12 protein-coding genes are annotated in these 18,120 nt (G+C 69.3%); 8 read left to right on the forward strand and 4 right to left on the reverse strand.

All coding sequences use genetic code 11. The features are described 5' to 3' along the window. Positions 1–99: 99 nt before the first annotated feature. Positions 100–1,932 carry a 2-oxoglutarate dehydrogenase, E2 component, dihydrolipoamide succinyltransferase gene (gene sucB, locus GVV86_RS14085; RefSeq protein ID WP_159803122.1) on the forward strand — a complete coding sequence of 611 codons (1,833 nt, stop codon included), beginning with the start codon at positions 100–102 and terminating at the stop codon, positions 1,930–1,932. A gap of 151 nt (positions 1,933–2,083) precedes the next feature. On the opposite strand, the gene GVV86_RS14090 is transcribed toward sucB, so the two are convergent. Beyond that, positions 2,084–5,533, reverse strand: a complete 3,450-nt coding sequence (locus GVV86_RS14090) for a S41 family peptidase (RefSeq protein ID WP_159803123.1) — start codon at positions 5,531–5,533, stop codon at positions 2,084–2,086. An 83-nt stretch (positions 5,534–5,616) separates the two neighbouring features. Between GVV86_RS14090 and GVV86_RS14095 the strand changes: the two genes are divergently transcribed. Continuing rightward, complete coding sequence (locus GVV86_RS14095) at positions 5,617–6,510, forward strand: TIGR01777 family oxidoreductase (RefSeq protein WP_159803124.1); 894 nt, start codon at positions 5,617–5,619, stop codon at positions 6,508–6,510. A gap of 1 nt (position 6,511) precedes the next feature. On the opposite strand, the gene GVV86_RS14100 is transcribed toward GVV86_RS14095, so the two are convergent. Further along, complete coding sequence (locus GVV86_RS14100; protein WP_159803125.1) at positions 6,512–8,734, reverse strand: serine/threonine-protein kinase; 2,223 nt, start codon at positions 8,732–8,734, stop codon at positions 6,512–6,514. A gap of 73 nt (positions 8,735–8,807) precedes the next feature. Between GVV86_RS14100 and lipB the strand changes: the two genes are divergently transcribed. The 3 genes from lipB to GVV86_RS14115 all read left to right on the forward strand — a co-directional run bounded on the left by lipB (position 8,808) and on the right by GVV86_RS14115 (position 11,368). Next, complete coding sequence (gene lipB, locus GVV86_RS14105; protein ID WP_159618957.1) at positions 8,808–9,530, forward strand: lipoyl(octanoyl) transferase LipB; 723 nt, start codon at positions 8,808–8,810, stop codon at positions 9,528–9,530. Next, complete coding sequence (gene lipA, locus GVV86_RS14110; RefSeq protein WP_159618959.1) at positions 9,527–10,528, forward strand: lipoyl synthase; 1,002 nt, start codon at positions 9,527–9,529, stop codon at positions 10,526–10,528. Before lipB ends, lipA begins: the two co-directional genes overlap by 4 nt. An 87-nt stretch (positions 10,529–10,615) precedes the next feature. Beyond that, positions 10,616–11,368: a DUF4191 domain-containing protein gene (locus tag GVV86_RS14115; RefSeq protein WP_159618961.1), complete on the forward strand. Its 753-nt coding sequence runs from the start codon at positions 10,616–10,618 to the stop codon at positions 11,366–11,368. 150 nt (positions 11,369–11,518) lie between these two features. On the opposite strand, the gene GVV86_RS14120 is transcribed toward GVV86_RS14115, so the two are convergent. Then, positions 11,519–11,956, reverse strand: a complete 438-nt coding sequence (locus tag GVV86_RS14120) for an RDD family protein (RefSeq protein WP_159618963.1) — start codon at positions 11,954–11,956, stop codon at positions 11,519–11,521. A gap of 292 nt (positions 11,957–12,248) precedes the next feature. On the opposite strand from GVV86_RS14120, the gene glnA reads away from it, so the two are divergent. The 3 genes from glnA to GVV86_RS14135 all read left to right on the forward strand — a co-directional run bounded on the left by glnA (position 12,249) and on the right by GVV86_RS14135 (position 16,697). Continuing rightward, positions 12,249–13,673: a type I glutamate--ammonia ligase gene (gene glnA / locus GVV86_RS14125; protein WP_159618965.1), complete on the forward strand. Its 1,425-nt coding sequence runs from the start codon at positions 12,249–12,251 to the stop codon at positions 13,671–13,673. Positions 13,674–13,940: 267 nt separating this feature from the next. Then, positions 13,941–14,153 (forward strand): hypothetical protein, encoded by a 213-nt coding sequence (locus GVV86_RS14130; protein WP_159618967.1) that lies wholly within the window; start codon positions 13,941–13,943, stop codon positions 14,151–14,153. Positions 14,154–14,561: 408 nt separating this feature from the next. Beyond that, on the forward strand, positions 14,562–16,697 hold the full coding sequence (locus tag GVV86_RS14135; RefSeq protein WP_159803126.1) for an acyltransferase family protein: 2,136 nt from the start codon (positions 14,562–14,564) through the stop codon (positions 16,695–16,697). A 118-nt stretch (positions 16,698–16,815) separates the two neighbouring features. On the opposite strand, the gene GVV86_RS14140 is transcribed toward GVV86_RS14135, so the two are convergent. Next, positions 16,816–18,018, reverse strand: coding sequence for a hypothetical protein (locus GVV86_RS14140; RefSeq protein ID WP_159803127.1), 1,203 nt, complete (start codon positions 18,016–18,018; stop codon positions 16,816–16,818). Positions 18,019–18,120 lie beyond the last annotated feature (102 nt).

Genomic DNA, 18,120 nt, shown 5'->3' on the forward strand with positions numbered 1-18,120 from the left:
ACTAAGCTCGCAATAAGCCATCCAAGCATTTCCGGCTGACCCCGCACCACCGGGGGCCCGGCCGCCAGGAACGAACCAACAAGGAGAAACGGGGACACTATGTCTGAATCCGTGAACTTACCCGCTCTCGGTGAAAGCGTCACCGAGGGCACCGTCACCCGCTGGCTGAAGCAGGTAGGCGACCGAGTCGAAGTTGACGAGCCGCTCCTTGAGGTCTCGACCGATAAGGTCGACACCGAGATTCCCTCGCCGATCGCGGGCGTCATCGAAGAGATCCTCGTCGCCGAGGACGAGACGGCCGACGTCGGCGCCCCCCTGGTGCGCATCGGCGACGGCTCGGGAGGCGGCTCGGCCGACTCCAACGGCAGCGCGGCTCCCGCCGCCGATCCGGCCGCCGAAGCCGCCCCGGAACCGGCAGCCGAAGAGGCACCCGAACCGGCGCAGGAAGCCGCCCCCGCGCCCGCCGCTGAGGAGGCTGCCGCACCGGCCGCCTCCGGTGGATCGGACAGCGGTTCGGACAGCGGATCCGGCGAAGGCACGGAGGTCACCCTGCCGGCCCTCGGCGAAAGCGTCACCGAAGGCACGATCACCCGCTGGCTCAAGGCCGTCGGTGACGAGGTCGCCGTCGACGAACCGCTCCTCGAGGTCTCGACCGACAAGGTCGACACCGAGATCCCCTCCCCCGTGGCCGGAACCCTCCAGGAGATCCGCGTCAGCGAGGACGAAACGGCCGAGGTCGGGGCCGTCCTCGCGGTCATCGGGACCGGCGCCGGCGCACCGGCCAAGGCCGAGGCGCCCCAGGGCGAGCCGCTCGCCGCCGGCGAGGCGGAGAGCCGCGAAGCCCCGGTGGCGGTACCCAAGGCCGAAGAGGCTCCGAAGCCCGCCGAGAAGACCTCTGAGCCCGAGCAGGAAGCAGCGCCCGCCCCGGCACCGCAGGAAGCGCCCGCTCCGGCCCCCGCGGCCGATCAGGAGGCTCCCGCGGAGTCCCAGCCGGCCGGTGACGCCTACGTGACCCCGCTGGTGCGCCGCCTGGCCAACCAGAACGGCGTCGACCTCGCCTCCCTCCGGGGCACCGGCGTCGGCGGTCGGATCCGCAAGCAGGACGTCCTCGAGGCAGCGGAGGCGGCCAAGGCCGCCGCTCCGGCTCCCGCCGCGGCACCGGCGTCCGCGCCGGCCCGCGCTGCCGCTCCCGCCGTGGAGCCCTCGAAGCTGCGCGGCACGGTCGAGAAGGCCCCACGGATCCGCCAGACCATCGCGAAGCGGATGCGGGAGTCCCTTCAGGTCTCCGCCCAGCTCACCCAGGTCATCGAGGTCGACATGAGCCGCATCGCGCGGCTGCGGAACACCGCGAAGAACAGCTTCCAGGCCCAGAACGGCGCCAAGCTGACCTTCCTGCCCTTCATCTCGAAGGCCGTGATCGAAGCGCTGAAGCAGCACCCGAAGCTCAACGCGTCCTTCGACGAGGAAAAGAAGGAGATCACCTACCACGACGCCGAGCACCTGGCGATCGCGGTGGACACCGAGAAGGGCCTGCTGGTTCCGGTCATCCGCGATGCGGGCAACCTGAACCTGGGCGGCCTGGCGAAGAAGATCGCCGACGTCGGAGCGCGCACGAAGAACAACAAGATCGGACCGGACGAACTCGCGGGCGGAACGTTCACGATCACCAACTTCGGCTCGGTCGGGGCCCTGTTCGACACCCCGATCATCAACCAGCCCCAGGTGGCCATCCTCGGCACCGGGACGATCGTCAAGCGCCCGATCGTCGTCACGGACGCCGACGGCGAGGACACCATCGCCATCCGTTCGATGATGTATCTCAGCCTGACCTACGATCACCGCCTGGTCGACGGCGCGGATGCCGGCCGGTTCCTGCAGACCCTCAAGGCACGCCTCGAGGATGGAGCCTTCGAAGCCGAGCTCGGCCTCTAGGTTCTCCGCTTCACCACAAAGGGCGGCGTTCCCCTCGGGAAACGCCGCCCTTTGCTATTGTCTGCCGGTTACCGTCAGCCACTTGACGCCGCCGGTCCGGCACCCAGCGGGAATCCGGCCGCCGGCCCGGGAGCCGGGCGGCCGGGACCGGTCAGCCGCCCGGGCGTGCTGGCAGCGGCGCCGGGCGCAGGGAACGGTATCCCTCGCGCGCCGGGGGGAGGTCCGTGGGCAGCTCGGTGAGCATCTCCTTGAGGGTGGCCACACCGTGCTCGAGCTGCGGGTCCTCCCCCGCGGCGTAGGCGTGTGGAGGGAAGGGCACGTCGATGTCGGGGTCGACGCCGTAGTTCTCAACGCCCCAGCCGGGCCCGCCGGTCATCCAGAAGGAATACCTCGGCTGGGTGACGCCGGTGCCGTCGGCGAGGCGGAACCTTCCGTCGATACCCACCACGCCGCCCCAGGTCCGCGTCCCGATGACCGGGCCGATCCCGCGCAGCTTCGCGACCTGCGTGATGATGTCTCCGTCGGAGCCGGCGAACTCGTCGGCGAGGATGACGACCGGCCCGCGCGGGGCGTGCGCCGGGTAGGTTCCGGGCTGCTCGCCGCGGGGGAAGGCCCAGGCCGTGACCTTCCGGCCGATCAGCTCCGCCACCAGCTGCGAGGTGTGGCCGCCGCGGTTGCGCCGCACGTCGACGATCAGGGCGTCGCGGCCCGTTTCGCGGTCCAGGTCCCGGTGCAGCTGGGCCCAGCCGTTGGCCACCATGTCCGGGATGTGGAGGTAACCGAAGCTCCCGGCGGAGGCCGCGTGCACGATGGAGCGGTTGGCGTTCACCCAGTTCTGGTAGCGCAGCCGTTCCTCGCTGCGCAGGGGCACGACGGCCACACGCCGGGTGGCCGCCGCGCCGCCGCCGTCCCGGCGGGTCACGGTCAGCTCGACGGTCCGGCCGGCCGAACCGGTGAGCAGGACCGACGGCCCGAACCCGGCAGGGACCGGCACGCCGTCGACGGCGTCGATGGTGTCCCCCTCGGCGACGGCCACCCCGGGGGCGCTCAGCGGGGAGGATGCCTGCGGATCGGATGATTCACCGGCGAAGATCCGCTTCACCGTCCAGCCGGCTTCCGTCGGCTCAAGCTCGGCGCCCAGGAAGCCCTGCGCACCGCCCGGTTCCGCGTTCAGGGCCGGGGTGACGTAGGCGTGGGAGGTTCCCAGTTCGCCGTGGAGCTCCCAGAGGACGTCGATCAGGTCGTCGTGCGAGCCGATCCGGTCAAGGAGCGGGCGGTACTTCGCGCCGACCGCCTCCCAGTCGATTCCGCCGAGGTCGGGCGTCCAGAAGAAGTCACGCTGGAGCCGCCAGGTCTCCTGGTAGGCCTGCTTCCATACGGCGACCGGGTCGAGCAGCACCCGCACGCGCTCGAGCCCCACTTCGATCCGCTCGGGCGACTCCGGCTCGACCTTGCCTGAGGTGGGGACCGCGGTGACGGTGCCCTGGCGGACGAGCACGGCGGTCGAACCATCCCCGCTGACCCGGTAGGAGTCCGCCTCGGCGGCGAGGACCTCGACGGTGCGCCGCTTCAGGTCGAACCGTTCCAGCCGGCGCGCCGGCTCCTGGTCGGCGGGAGTGGCCCGGCCGTCGCCGGTCAGTCCCCCGGCCTCCCCTGCGGTCCACAACAGGGCGCCGTCGACCGCGGAGAGGGACTCGTAGCGGCCCTGGGCGACGGGTACGGCGATGATCCGTTCCCCGATGCGGTCGGCGTCAACGCTGACCGCATCGGGCGCCTCTTCAGCGCCCCCGTCTTTCCCCGCGCCGTCCGGGCGGGCGGAGTGCGCGGCCGGGCCGAAGGGCGAGGGCGTATCGGCGGCGAGCGCCACCAGGAAGGGCTTGGTTGAGGCGGGGAAGCTCAGGTCGAAGCGGTGCGTGTCGTACACCGGATCGAAGCTGCGGTCCGAAAGGAACGCCAGGTACTTGCCGTCGCGGGTGAAGACGGGCGTGGAGTCGCGGAAACGCCCGTCGGTGAGGTCGTGGACTTCTGCCCCCTTTTCGGCCAGTGCGATGCGGATCCGGGTCCGGGCACCCTCGGTCGTCACCGGCTCCGCCCAGGTGACCCAGCGCGAGTCCCCCGAGAAGGCGATGTCGTTGATGGCGCCGTGTTCGGGCGCGGCAAGCGGGAAGAACGACCCCGAGGCCACCTCGAGCACCAGCAGCCCGCCGAGTTCACCGGCGACGGCGACGCGTGCCCCATCTGGGCTCACCGCGAGTTCGCTCGCGCGGAACGGGCCGTCGAAGGCGAAGGTGCGCAGCAGCCGCGCCTCCGGCGCGTCCTGGGCGGCGAGCGCGGTGGAGCCCGGGTCGCCGGCCCCGCCGTCGTCTCCGCCGTCGTCTCCGGCCGGGGCCTGTACCGCAGGAGCGCCCTGAAGCGCCGGCACCGGGGCCGGCAGGGCGGGGCCGCCGCTGTGCCGCTCCGGGTCCGGGGAGGTGCCCGGCTGCGGTGCGGTGCCGGCCGGCCTGGCAGCACCGAAGACATCACGGATGTAGAGGGATTCTTCGCCGCCGTGGTCGGCAACGTAGACGACGCCGTCCGCCCCAAGGGGCCGTCCCAACCGGGCCCGCACACCGGCGGTGCCCTCGATCACGCGTGAGGGGCCGTCCCGGTGGGTCAGCCAGTGGAGGGTTCCGTGGGTTTCGACCACGCTGGCATCACCTGCGGGAACCGGAACGGCGGCCGCGAGGTGGCGGGCGGCGTCGAGCAGAACCGGCCGCCGCGCGGTTGAGGCCGACCCGAGCTCGATGTCCAGCCGTTCCGGCGCCGTCTCCGGGTCGAGCGAGCCCAGCAGCCACAGCTGTCCCGCCGATTCGTAGACGATCCGCTCCCCGTCGGTCGAGGCGTGGCGCACGTAGAAGTCTTCATTGTCGGTGTGCCGGCGCAGGTCCGAGCCCTGCCGGTCCACGGAGTACAGGTTGCCGTAGCCCTCGTGGTCCGAAAGGAACGCCACGCGCCCTCCCACCCACATGGGATCGGTGAGGTTTCCGTCGAGCTCGGGCACGAACCGGGCGAAGCTGCCCCCGCCGTCGGTGTCGATCCACAGTTTTCCGGCCGTTCCGCCGCGGTAGCGTTTCCACCACGCCTGCTCGCGCGTCATCACGCTGCCGATGATCACCGGGCGCTCGTCGCCGAGCGCTTCCCCGTGCACGATGGTGTCGACCGGGCCGTACGGGAGCACCGTCTGGGCGGAACCGTCGAGGGGTACCCGGTAGGCCCAGGCCAGCCGGGGGTCCTCATGCCGGTAGGCGCTCGTGGCGATGACGTCGCCCTGTTCGGTAAACCCCTTGACCCGGGTGCTCTGGTGCCCCCAGAAGGTCAGGCGCCGGTAGCCGCCGCCGTCGGCGTTCGCCGCCACCACCTCGGGCGCACCGGCCTGCACCACGGTCCAGGCGATGACCTTTCCGTCCGGGGAGAACCGGGGGTTGCGGGCGGGCAGCTGCATCGCCGAAATGCGCCACGCCCTTCCACCCGAAACCGGCGCCACCCAGACGTCGTTTTCGGCGACGAACGTGACGGAATCTCCGGAGAGATGCGGATAGCGTAAGTAGTCTGAGGAACCCATTGCCCGATTCTAGCCACAGCCTCCGCCGCAACCGCTGAGGCCGCCGTGTTCCCCCGCGACGTCGTGGATGGTTCGATGGGGGCATGCATATTCTCATCGCCGGCGCTTCCGGCCTGATCGGCAAGGCTCTCTCGAACCGGCTGCGGGACAACCACACGGTCACCCGGCTTGTCCGGCGTGCTCCCGCAGGCCCCGATGAAGTGGCGTGGGATCCGGCCCGGGGCGAGCTCGACCCGTCGGTGATGGACCAGGCCGACGCCGTCATCAACCTTTCGGGCACATCAATTGCCGGCGGCCTGTGGACCCGCAGCCACAAGGAGTCCCTCTACTCCTCGCGCATCCGCTCCACCCGCACCCTGGTCGAGGCGATGCGGCGGGCCGGAAGTCCGCCGGCCGTGTTCCTCAGCCAGTCCGCCTCCGGGTACTACGGGAATCGGGGCGACGAGGTGCTCACCGAGGCCTCGGGCTCCGGTGACCTCTTCCTGTCCGACGTGTGCCGCCGCTGGGAGGCCGAGGCGGTGAGGGCCCCCGAGGGCGTACGCACCGTGCTGACCCGCACAGGCATCGTCATGAGCCGGAAGGGGGGCGCCCTGCCGAAGCTGCTCCTGCCGATGCGCCTCTACGCCGGCGGCCCCCTGGGAAGCGGCCAGCAGTGGTGGCCGTGGATCACCATGACCGACGAGGTCCGCGCCATGGAACACCTGCTCACCGCGGAGGTGGAGGGGCCGGTGAACCTCTGCGCGCCGCAGCCGGAGAGGCTGCAGACGCTCCTCCAGGAGCTCGGCAGGGCGTTGCACCGCCCCACCCGCTTCCGCGTCCCGCAGAAGGTCCTGACCGTGGCGATGGGCCAGCTCGCGGACGAGCTCCTGCTGGTGAGCGCACGGATGGATCCGAAGGTCCTCACCTCCTCGGGCTTCCGGTTCGACGCCGTAACCGCCGCCGATCTCGCCGAGCAGGTCCGGGATCGGCGCGTCTGACTCAAGGGCCCGGCACGGCCGCATACACCGAGTGGATCCTCCAGCCGCCTTCGTCCTGTAGGACGAAGACGAGTTCCTGCCGGCGCGGAGGGACCTCCGTCGAGACGGCGGCTCCCGAGCTGTCGAGTTCGGTGTGGGCCGAGACCTCCACCGTGGCGGCGACCGCCGCGGTCCGGGGTGCGCTGCCTTCGGAGGGGGTGCCCGACCCCGGGGGGAGTGCGGCAGGGGGTAGTGAGCCTGGGGGTTCGACGGCCCGGGCCGCGATCAGGGTCAGCCGCAGCCCGGCCAGGCGCCGGCCGGTTTCCGCCAGCGCGGTGACTTCCCGGTGGTCCGCGGCCATCGCCGGCGACCCCGGCGCGTTGACCTCGCCGAGCGCGGCGGGATCCGCCGTGGCGAAGGCGGCGGCTCGCTGCTGCGCCAGCTGAGGCAGTGCCTCAAGCGGGTCAACCTTTGAAACCGGTTCGGGCGCCGGGGCCTCCGACGGCTCCAGGGTGTCGGGCGTCGATCGAGGCCCCGAAGCATCCGGGGTGCCCGATGGAGGATGGGACTCCGCATGGCCTGGTGCACCTGCGGACTCGGGGGCCTCCGGTGATTCCGGAACGTCCGGGGGAGCCGGTCCCTGCCGGGGAGCCGGTTCCTGCCGGGGAGCCGGCTCCTCCCCGGGAGCCGGTTCCTCCCCGGGAGCCGGTTCCTCCCCGGGAGCCGGTTCCTCCCCGGGATCGGGTTCCGGGCCCCTCGCCGGCGGCAGCTGATCCGGCCCGGGTCCGGGCAGATCCGGCCCCCGGTCCGCTACGGCCTCCGGCGGGCGCTCAGGCAGGCGGGGGTGCCCGCCCTCCCCCTGCGCCCAGACCGCCCCGGCCGCAAGCAGGACCGCGAGGGCGGCCGCCGCAATCCATCCCGGAATCGAGTCCGGAATCGAGTCCGGAACCCGACCGGGTCCCCACCGTGCGGCCGACCGCCGGCCCCTTCCCGCCGCCGCAGCGCGCCGGCGCGGTTCCGCGGGCCGGGAATCCGTCCTGATCCCCCGGGCCCGGACCCGCGGCCCGGAGCTCCCCCTCCCGCCCCCGAACGCTGATCCCGCACCGGACCCACCGGACCTCCCTCCGCCCGGACCGAAGCGGCCCAGGGGACCCCGAAGCCTGGCGTCTGGTGCCGCGTCGCGCCGCGTAAGTAGGCGCGGGCGGACATCCTCCCCCACCGCCTCGACGAGCCCGACCGGCACTGCCGTACCCGCCCGCAGGGTCCCCCGCGCAAAGGAGACGGCATCAGGGCGCTGCGCCGGATCCCCGGACAGGGCCTCCTCGATCAGGCCAAGGAACCGGGGCGGAATCTCGGGTACCAGCAGAGACAGGGGCGGGCGCTGCGCTGACGGCCCGGGCACCCGGCCGGTCAGGGCAAACCACGCCACCGCACCGAGGGCGAAGACGTCGGCCTCGGTGTTGAGGCACTCCGGCTCCGAGGGGCGGGGATCCGTGAAGCCCGGCGTTCCGGCCGTGAGCCGCCGCCCCTCGCCGAGGCGCCGCCCCAGTTCGAAGTCGCTCAACAGCGGCTTGCCTTCCTCGGTGAAGAGGATGTTCGAGGGAGTGACGTCACCGTGGGACACCCCCTGCTCGTGGAGGTAGGCGAGCGCCTGCGCAATGGGCACCAGGACCGTGACCACCTCGCCGACCGGCAACGGACCCCGCACCGCCACCAGGTTCTGGAGGGAACCTCCGGGGGCGTAGTCCAGAAGCGCACCGGGGCCGCGGTCCGTCGCCACGATCCCGTGGACATTCACGAGGTGTTCGTGGCGCAGCCCGCCCGTCACGTCCACCTCCCGGTGGACCATTCCGACCACGATGCCGGGATCCCTTGCGTCCTGAGCAGCGCCGGAGTATCCCTCGGAGCCGACCTTCAGCGCGAAGACTGCGCCTCCGTCGTTTGCGGTGACGAGCCAGACAGAGGAACTGCCGCCCGTTCCGAGCAGGCGTCCCGTCTCGAATCCCTCGACCGAGGGCGGGGATCCGGCACCATATCCACCGTTCGGCACAGGGGCAACGCCGCCGTCAGGCTCAGGGGCAATGCCGCCGTCGTGGATCCCGGGACGCCTGGAGAAGGCGCCTCCCCCGGCATCGACGTCGCTGCTCCGGCGCCCGGTGCGACCGGGGAAACGGTGTCCGTCGCCGGCGGAGGTGTCCATCCTTAAGTTGTAGTCCCCGAAATCCCACCCGAGGCTCTTATCCACAGGGCAGGCGTACCTCTTTCGTGTGCGGATTTCTCCGCGCCTTTTTGCGGGTGGCGGGCATTACCCTTAACCCATGACTCTCGAGTTCGCCAGGATCGGCCTCTCTCCCGAATACGTCGACTACACGAGGGCCTGGGACCTCCAGCGCAGCCTGCACGACGCAGTCGCCGAGGGGCGCTCGCCGAGCACCGTGCTCCTGCTTGAGCACCAGGCCGTCTATACGGCGGGAAAACGTACCGAGGACCACGAGCGGCCCTTCGACGGCACGCCGGTGGTGGCGGTGGACCGGGGCGGGAAACTGACCTGGCACGGTCCCGGCCAGCTCGTCGGATACCCGATCCTCGCCCTGCCCGAACCCACGCGGGTGACCGACTACGTGGCGATCCTCGAGGACGTCATCATCGCCGCGCTCAAGGACTACGACGTCGAGGGCATCCGCATCGACGGGCGGTCGGGGGTGTGGATCGCCGCCGGAGGAGGACTCCCGGACCGGAAGATCGCCGCCATCGGAATCCGCATCAACCGGCGGGTGACCATGCACGGATTCGCAGTGAACTGCAGCAACAGCCTGGCACCCTTCGAGCAGATCGTTCCCTGCGGCATCACGGACGCGGGCGTCACCAGCATCTCCGCCGAGACCGGCCGCACCGTTCCACCATCGGACATCGTGTCGCGCATCGAGGAAGAACTGCGCAAGAATGAGTCTGCATTGGTACTCGACGACGCGGCCACAACGCTTCCCGACGGACCGACCGACGATGCTGGCGCCGACCAGCCCAAAGGAGCTTTACTGTGAGCCTGGCCCCCGAAGGACGCCGCATGCTGCGCATCGAAGCGCGCAACGCCGAGACGCCCGTGGAGCGCAAGCCGGACTGGATGAAGGCCAAGGTCAATATCGGCCCCGAGTTCGTCTCCATGAAGAACCTGGTCAAGAAGGAAGGCCTTCACACGGTCTGCGAGGAGGCCGGCTGCCCCAACATCTTCGAATGCTGGGAGGACCGCGAGGCGACCTTCCTCATCGGCGGATCCGAGTGCACCCGCCGCTGCGACTTCTGCCAGATCGACACCGGCAAGCCCCAGCCGCTGGACCGCAGCGAGCCCTTCAAGGTGGCCCAGTCGGTCCAGTCGATGAACCTCCGCTACGCCACCGTGACCGGCGTCGCCCGTGATGACCTGCCCGACGAAGGTGTCTGGCTCTATGCCGAGACGATCCGTCAGATCCACAGCAAAAACCCCGGCACCGGCGTCGAAATCCTCATCCCCGACTTTTCCGGGCGGCCCGAGCACATCGCGGCCATCTGCGACGCGGCACCGGAGGTGTTCGCGCACAACGTCGAAACCGTCCCGCGCATCTTCAAGCGGATCCGGCCCGCCTTCCGGTACGAGCGGTCCCTCGATGTGATCTCTCAGGGCCGGGCGCGCGGCATGGTGACCAAGTCAAACCTGATCCTCGGGATGGGCGAGACGCGGGAGGAAATTTCCGAAGCGCTCCGCGACCTTCACTCCGCCGGGTGCGACCTGATCACCATCACCCAGTACCTCCGACCGAGCGAACGGCACCTGCCGGTGGACCGGTGGGTCAAGCCCGGCGAGTTCATCGAACTCCGCGAGGAGGCCGAGGAGATCGGGTTCCTTGGGGTCATGAGCGGACCGCTGGTGCGTTCCTCCTACCGGGCCGGCCGGCTGTGGGCGCGCGCGATGCGGCGGAAGGGGCTCGAACTCCCGCCGGAGCTTGCGCACCTCGACGACTCCGGCCCCTCACTCCGGGAAGCCTCCGATCTGAAGGCCGGTTGACGGCCTGCAGGCACCTCAGCACTTCCGGCTTCAATAGGCCGCCTCGGCGCGCCCTGAGCGGCCGCCATCACGTAGAATTGAGCCACTATGTCGCACAGCATCAATCCTGAGGGATCCCCCGCGCCCAAACGGCGCCTTTTCTCCCGCAAGCCCAAGGCTGCCAAGCCGGCGAAGAAGACCGGCAGGACCAAGCAGATCCTCGAAGTCTTCAAGATGACGAGGCGCAACGACCCGAACGTGGTCTGGGTGATGCTCCTTGCCTTCCTGGGCATCATTGCTGTGGGGCTGATCATCGGTCTGCTCATCCAGAACGTCGTGACGCTGATGCTGATCTCGGTGCCGCTGGCCTTCCTGGCCGCGGTGTTCATCCTGTCGCGCCGCGCCGAACGGGCCGCCTTCTCGCAGATCGAGGGCAAGCCGGGCGCCGCCGGCGCCGCACTGAGCGTGCTGCGCAGGGGCTGGATCCTCGAGGAGCAGCCCGTGGCCATGAACCCGCGCTCCCAGGACGCCGTGTTCCGCGCCATCGGCCGCCCCGGCATCGTGCTGGTCACCGAGGGCCCGTCCGGGCGCGTGAAGCGCCTCGTCGACGACGAGCGCCGGAAGATGGCCCGCATCGTGCCGAACGTGCCTGTCCACGTGATCCAGGCCGGCCGCGGCGAGGGCCAGGTGCCCCTGGCGAAGGTGGCCAAGACCGCCCAGAAGCTCAAGAAGTCCCTCACCAAGCAGGAGGTGCACGCCGTCGACAAGAGGCTGCGCGCACTCGGCACCCGCCTGCCGATCCCAAAGGGCGTCGATCCGTACAAGGCCCGCCCGGACCGCAAGGCGATGAAGGGCCGCTAGGCCCGCGGACTTCTCTGTGGCAGGAAATTCCCGTGAAGCCGGGGTTTCCTGCCACAGTTCGTTAAGGGGCCAGTGCGTTAAGGGGCAGTGGTTTGAGTATCAGTGCTTTGAGTACCAGTGCCCCGAGGGGCCGGTGCTCCCGGGGCCGGACTAAATCCGGACGAGGACGGTGCCGCGGACTCGGTCGTGGAGGCCGCGCTGGTCGGGGTCGAAGATGAGTGCGGGAATCACCAGGCAGATCAGCACGGAGCGGATTGCGGCGGTGAGGAACCCGGCCGGACGTCCATCGAGGGTCTGCACCTGCATGCTCAGCACCCGGTGGCCGATGCTGTAGCCGAAGAAGCCGACGAAGAGGATCTGTTCCAGGAGGAACAGGTACGTCGTGGCAAACGCGTCCCAGCCGAAGAAAGCCTGCGAGATGAGGGTGCACAGCGCCCAATCGATCAGCAGCGCCACCACCCGGGGCCCGACCCGCGCGATGGAGCCGGGGCCGCTCTTCGGACGTCCCAGCCGCTGTCCGGGCCAGTCCTGCGCTCCGGAGGGAGGAGGTCCGTTGAGCCAGGATCCGACGTCGTTTCGATTCACCACAGGCCCAGTTTACCGGCGGACGCCCGCCGGTCTTTCCCGTCCGGCGCAGACCGCCGTCCCGGCCGATGGCGCTGGCTCGGCCCTTCGCTCCCCGGACGGCACGCTAGGCTGAAAGCACTGCCCATTAAGTAACGTGCCGGAAACAATGGTGACACCAGAGGGAAACTGCGCGCTTCTACAGTTGTAACTTGTCGGCTGCAGCAAGGCACTGCCCGTGTGTCCGCTTTCTGTTGACGCGGACACCCGATGACGCCGGGCCGTTACCCAAGCTATGCGTAAGGAGCATCAATCCATGTTCAAGAATGCGGACGAAGTCCTCAAGTACATCGCTGACGAAGGGGTGAAGTTCGTCGACGTCCGGTTCACCGACCTGCCCGGAGTGCAGCAGCACTTCAACGTGCCGGCGAAATCGGTGGACGCCGACTTCTTCATCCACGGCCAGCTGTTCGACGGCTCGTCCATCCGCGGCTTCCAGGGCATCGCGGAATCGGACATGCAGCTGATCCCCGACGTCACCACCGCCTTCATCGACCCCTTCCGGGTCGAAAAGACGCTGGCGCTGAACTTCTCGATCGTGAACCCCCGCACAGGCGACCCGTACCACCGCGACCCGCGCGGCGTCGCCGAGCGTGCCGAGGCCTACCTCGCCTCCACCGGTATCGCCGACACTGCGTTCTTCGCACCGGAGGCGGAGTTCTTCATCTTCGACAACGTCCAGTACGAGTCCTCACCGCAGGGAAGCTTCTATAAGGTCGACTCCATCGAGGCCCCGTGGAACAGCGGCCGCGAGGAGGTCGGGGGAAACCTTGGCAACAAGACCCCGTTCAAGGGTGGCTACTTCCCCGTCTCCCCCGTCGACAAGCAGGCCGATCTCCGCGACGCCATCTGCGTCGAGCTGGACCGGGCCGGCCTTGAGGTCGAGCGGTCCCACCACGAGGTCGGCGGCGCCGGACAGGCCGAGATCAACTACAAGTTCACAACGATGACCCACGCTGCGGATGACCTGCAGAAGTTCAAGTACATCGTCAAGAACGTGTCCAACGCATGGGGCAAGTCGGCAACGTTCATGCCCAAGCCGGTCTTCAACGACAACGGCTCCGGCATGCACTGCCACCAGTCACTGTGGAACGGCAGCGAGCCGCTCTTCTACGACGAGCGCGGCTACGCCGGGCTGTCCGACATGGCCCGCTGGTACATCGGCGGCCTGCTCAAGCACGCTTCCGCCGTCCTGGCCTTCACCAACCCGACCGTGAACTCCTACCGCCGCCTGGTGAAGGGCTTCGAGGCCCCGGTCAACATGGTGTACTCGCAGGGCAACCGCTCGGCCGGCATCCGGATCCCGATCACGGGCTCCAACCCGAAGGCCAAGCGCATCGAGTTCCGCGCTCCGGACCCCTCGTCCAACCCCTACCTGGCGTTTGCGGCCCAGCTGATGGCGGGCCTCGACGGGATCAAGAACCGGATCGAACCGGCCGACCCCATCGACAAGGACCTCTACGAGCTGCCCGCCGAGGAGGCCAAGGACATCCAGAAAGCCCCCGGCTCCCTTGAGGAGGCGCTGCTCGCCCTCGAGGCGGACAACGAGTTCCTGCAGGCCGGCGGGGTCTTCACCCAGGACCTCATCGAGACCTGGATCGCGTACAAGCGCGAGGTGGAGATCTTCCCGCTGTCGCTGCGACCGAACCCCTACGAGTTCGAGCTCTACTACGGCGTCTAGCCCGACCCCAGGGACGCAGCGGGTGTTTACCCGTAGACCGTCCTGACGACCTGGCACCGGCGCCTCACGCTGGCCGCCCGGAAGGCCCCTCCACCCGATCCGGGCGGAGGGGCCTTCCGCGTTCGCCCGCCGAAACTGCACCTCACCACGCTTCACCGCGTGCAGAACGTGGTGAGCTGCAGTTTCGAGGGGGTGAGGTGCGTTGAGGGGATCCCCCGGGATCGGCTGGGACCTGTTCAAACTTCCGGTTCGGCGCAACAATCGACCATGGAGAAAACTTATGAGGTCGAAGTTGAACTGGATCCCGGTGCTGAGGTTGAGGACAGCAAGGTCTTCGCGGTGGGGGCAGCGCAGATCCAGACGCTCGCCGCTGCCGACGGCCACACCCTGACCGATGAGGAGGTCCTTCAGGGCCTCCGCGCGGAGCGGGTCGCACCCGGCAGCAACAAATGCAGGGTCTCAAAGACCATCCAGATCTGACTCCGTCACCGCGACGCAGCCCCGGTCCGCCCGCCGGGTAGACGGCGAAGCGGGCCGGCCCCCGGACTACCGGGCGCGAGCCCCCGCACCGGACACGGACACCCAAGCACGCAGGACACAGGCGCGCGGCGGCACCAGCACGATGGCACACGGGCGCGGACAGGCCGGGATCAGCGCAGCACCGCGACGCAAGATTCCCGCACTGAAGCGGCGCCCTGACACAGCGCGGCCGGGACCGCCACCAAAAACTGGGTCGCCATCGCGCGGTTCGCCGATGAAAAAATGGGCCGGTGCCCGTCGGCTGGACGGTGGATGTCCAGCGTCACCTAATTGGGGAAAATCCTCAGCACCCTTATAATTTCCCGAGCGCCGAAAAACGAACAGTTCGACGGATCGAGGTGTCAGAGAATGAGCAACGCCGTGCGCACGATGACGCCTCCACGCCGCGCCAGTACACCGGTCAAAGAGGTCCGCAAGGATGTGCAGGGCCTCCGGGCCATCGCGGTGCTGCTCGTGGTGATCGCCCATCTCTGGCCTGCATGGCTGCCCGGTGGATATGTCGGAGTGGACGTGTTTTTCGTCATCTCGGGCTTCCTGATGACGAAGCACCTGCTCTCAGAGCTCGGTCGCACCGGCGGCGTCCGGCTTGGAGTCTTTTACCTCCGCCGCATCAAGCGTCTGTTGCCCGCCGCGCTCACCGTGGCCCTGGTTTCCCTCGCCGCGGCGTGGGCCTTCCTGCCCTTCCCGCGATGGGCCTCCCTCGCCTGGGAGACCATCGCCGCGACCGTCTATATCGAGAACTGGGTCCTTGCTGACAAGTCCCTTGACTACTCGGCGGACAACGCGGCACCCTCGACCGTCCAGCACTACTGGTCGCTGTCGGTCGAGGAACAGTTCTACCTCGTCTGGCCGCTGTTCCTGCTGGGGCTCTTCCTGCTCGCCTCCCGGTGGAGGCTCCCCTCCGTTCAGGTGGTCCGCGGCGGCCTGGCCGCCGCCGGGGTGCTCTCCCTGTTCGTCTGCATTCACCTGACCTACACCAGCCCCAGCGAAGCCTACTTCGTGACACAGACAAGGGTCTGGGAATTTGCCGCCGGCGGACTCATCGCGACCGTCCTTACGCTCCCCCGCTCCCGCGCCGGGGCAGGGTTGCTGGTGAGCGGAGCCGCTCAGTGGGCCGGACTCGGCCTGATCCTGTTCGCCGCGGTCAGTTTCAGCGACGAAACTCCCTTCCCCGGCGCCGCCGCGCTCGTGCCCGTGGTCGGCACCCTGCTCGTCCTGGTGTCGGGGCCACACCACCCCGGCTGGTCCCCGAACACGCTCCTGGCGGCACCGCCGGCCCAGTTCATCGGAGACATCTCCTACTCCCTCTACCTGTGGCACTGGCCGCTGATCGTCCTGGCTCCCAGCATCCTGAACCGTGACCCCGCTCTCGGTGACGAGGTGCTGCTGCTCGCCGTTGCGGTGGCCCTGGCCGCGCTCACCAAGTCCCTGATTGAGGATCCGGGGCGCTCGGTCCTCTTGGCCGGTGCTTCATTCGGCCGGGTCCTCTCCGCAACGGCCGCTTCGATGGCCGTGGTCACCGCGGTGGCCGCTGCAATGATCATCAGCGTCGACAGCGCCGAGCGTAACCACAGCGCCGTCCTCAAGGATGCGTCGCGGAGCGCCTGCTTCGGCGCCGGCGGCCTCCAGCCCGACCGGCTCTGCCCGGATCCCCTTGGGCCGCCCGCCACGGAGGTAGTGACCGCCGCCGAATCCTACGACACCTCCCCTCCCGAATGCGGGCGGGCCGCCGACCCCCTCTGGATCAAGAAGGCGAACCGGCTGATCGAATGCGACTTCGCCGGCGGAGCCGATCCGGCAGCCACCGTATGGCTGGTTGGGGATTCCCACGCCGAGCAATGGCAGGCGGCAATCTTCGAACTTGCCCGGCAGAACCGCTGGATGGTCAAGAAGAGCGTCGTGGACGGTTGCCCGGTCGTCGACGTGCCCCGGGTGGCGTTCAAGGGCAAGCCGACCACCAGCGAGGCGTACCGGAAGAAGTGCCTGAAGTGGAGCGGCGCCGTCTCCGAGCGGATCACGGCCGAGAAACCCGAACTCGTCTTCGTCTCCTCCTTCGGCGTGGTGGAGAAAATCGACGACGGAAGCGGCCGCTCACAGCCCGAGCAGTACCGCGACGGATTCGCCCGCCGGGCCCTGCCCTGGGCCGAGGCAGGCATCGAGGTGTTCGTCCTGCGCGACACGCCCCTGACCATCGAACGTACCACCGCCGAGTGCCTGGCGCAGAACCCCACCGCGCCGCGCGCCTGTTCCAACGACGGCGCTGACGCGCTTCCCGCCGATCCCCTCGCCGAAGCCGCGAAGGCGGCGCGATCGGACCGGATCAAGGTCCTTGACCTGTCGGACCATTTCTGCCCGGACGGGCGGTGCTACGCCTCCATTGGCGGAGCAAACGTGTACTACGACGATAACCATGTGACCTCCACCTACATGCGCTCCCTCGCCCCGGCCCTGGCGGCCGATCTCGAGGCCAGCCGCGCAGGCTGAGCCCTCCACTTCGGATCCGGTGGACCGGCCCAGCTGCCGGGAAGCAACCGGTGCCCCCACGAAAACGCTGCCGCCCACCGGGAACGGTGGGCGGCAGCGTTCATACGCACCGAACGGTTCAGCAGCGGTTGCGCCGCTGTTCGGCCGTCGCGGGATTCTTGTAGCAGGTCTGGCCGGTGGTGCGGGTGTCGGTTGTGACGATCGGAACACCCGGAGCCTCGGTCTCGACAACGAGAGGATCAATCTCCTCACGGGTCACCGTGACGGTGGGCTCCGCGGGGACCGTCGCCGTCTCCACGTCCTCCCTCGTGTCACCGTCGGCACTGGTGATCACCGGAGCGGTCGGTGTGCAGACAACGTCCGATTCCGGCTCGCCGGGCCGGGTTCCGGTGGTGACGACCGGAGTCCCCGGGACGTCCGCCGTGGTGATGATTGAGTCACCCGCGGCAGAGGAGGTCGATATCGCCGGAGTGCCGGTGGGGGTAGGTATGTCGGTGCCGCGCGGGAAGTTGAATGCGGTCTTCGTCGTGGTCGTCGTGCGTGTCGTCGGCTGGGTGGTGGTCGCCGTGCGCTCGGTCTGCTGCGTGGTCGCCGTCGCGATCTGCGTCTGGAAGGTCGTGGTGGTGCACGACTCCCGCGGCTGCGTGGTGGTGAACACCTCGGTGACCGGCGTGGTCGTGGTGACCAGCGTCTCCCGTGGCTGCGTGGTGGTGGTCACCCGCTCCTGGGGGGTGGTCGTCGTGGTGACGACCGTGGTGGGTGTCGTCCTGGTGGTCAGGACGGCGCGGTCGCACTTCTCGACGGGCTTTGCCGACCGCTCGTCATTGACCCTGCGGCAGTTGGTGGTCGTCGGCTGCTCGGTGGTCGTGGGCGTGCCGCGTTCGGTGCGGGTGGTGGACGTCGGGGTGCCGGCGACGACGACGTCCTCACTGGTGTCCTCACCGGCATCGCGCTCCTCCTCGGTGACGACGGGGGTGCCGGCGCGCTCGGTGCGGACGACGGTTGCCTCGCCGGTATCGCGTTCCTCAGTGGACATAGTGGGGTTCGGCTGGCGCACCGGCCGGGAGGTGTCCACGGTGACCGGATCGCCCACCGGGCGGTCCTCGCTGAAGGTGGTCGTCGCGGTGCCCGACGGAACATCGGGGCTAACGACCACCGTGGTGACGGTGCAGGTCTGATTGTTGCCGCTTCCGCTCAGCGTTCCGCCCAGCGCAGTGCAGTTGGCCTGCCGTTCGGCGGGCCCGGCGAGGACGGGTCCGGCTGGTGCCAGTGCGACGACGAGTCCAAGCGTCGTCGCGGCTACCAATGAAGAAAAACGCATAATGAACTCTCTCGTCGGGGCGCACCCGCGCGTGCGGGATGCCCCGACCGTAAGGCTACTGATCAATTCGCGGCAACGAAACCGGGCCCGACTTGGAAGGGT

This window comes from Arthrobacter zhaoguopingii, from assembly GCF_009828595.1.
Lineage (GTDB): Bacteria > Actinomycetota > Actinomycetes > Actinomycetales > Micrococcaceae > Arthrobacter_D > Arthrobacter_D zhaoguopingii.

Coding starts and splice junctions, on each gene's coding strand:
- sucB (WP_159803122.1), top strand. CDS start 100: ATGTCTGAATCCGTGAACTTACCCGCTCTCGGTGAAAGCGTCACCGAG.
- GVV86_RS14090 (WP_159803123.1), bottom strand. CDS start 5,533: ATGGGTTCCTCAGACTACTTACGCTATCCGCATCTCTCCGGAGATTCC.
- GVV86_RS14095 (WP_159803124.1), top strand. CDS start 5,617: ATGCATATTCTCATCGCCGGCGCTTCCGGCCTGATCGGCAAGGCTCTC.
- lipB (WP_159618957.1), top strand. CDS start 8,808: ATGACTCTCGAGTTCGCCAGGATCGGCCTCTCTCCCGAATACGTCGAC.
- GVV86_RS14115 (WP_159618961.1), top strand. CDS start 10,616: ATGTCGCACAGCATCAATCCTGAGGGATCCCCCGCGCCCAAACGGCGC.
- glnA (WP_159618965.1), top strand. CDS start 12,249: ATGTTCAAGAATGCGGACGAAGTCCTCAAGTACATCGCTGACGAAGGG.
- GVV86_RS14130 (WP_159618967.1), top strand. CDS start 13,941: ATGGAGAAAACTTATGAGGTCGAAGTTGAACTGGATCCCGGTGCTGAG.
- GVV86_RS14135 (WP_159803126.1), top strand. CDS start 14,562: ATGAGCAACGCCGTGCGCACGATGACGCCTCCACGCCGCGCCAGTACA.
- GVV86_RS14140 (WP_159803127.1), bottom strand. CDS start 18,018: ATGCGTTTTTCTTCATTGGTAGCCGCGACGACGCTTGGACTCGTCGTC.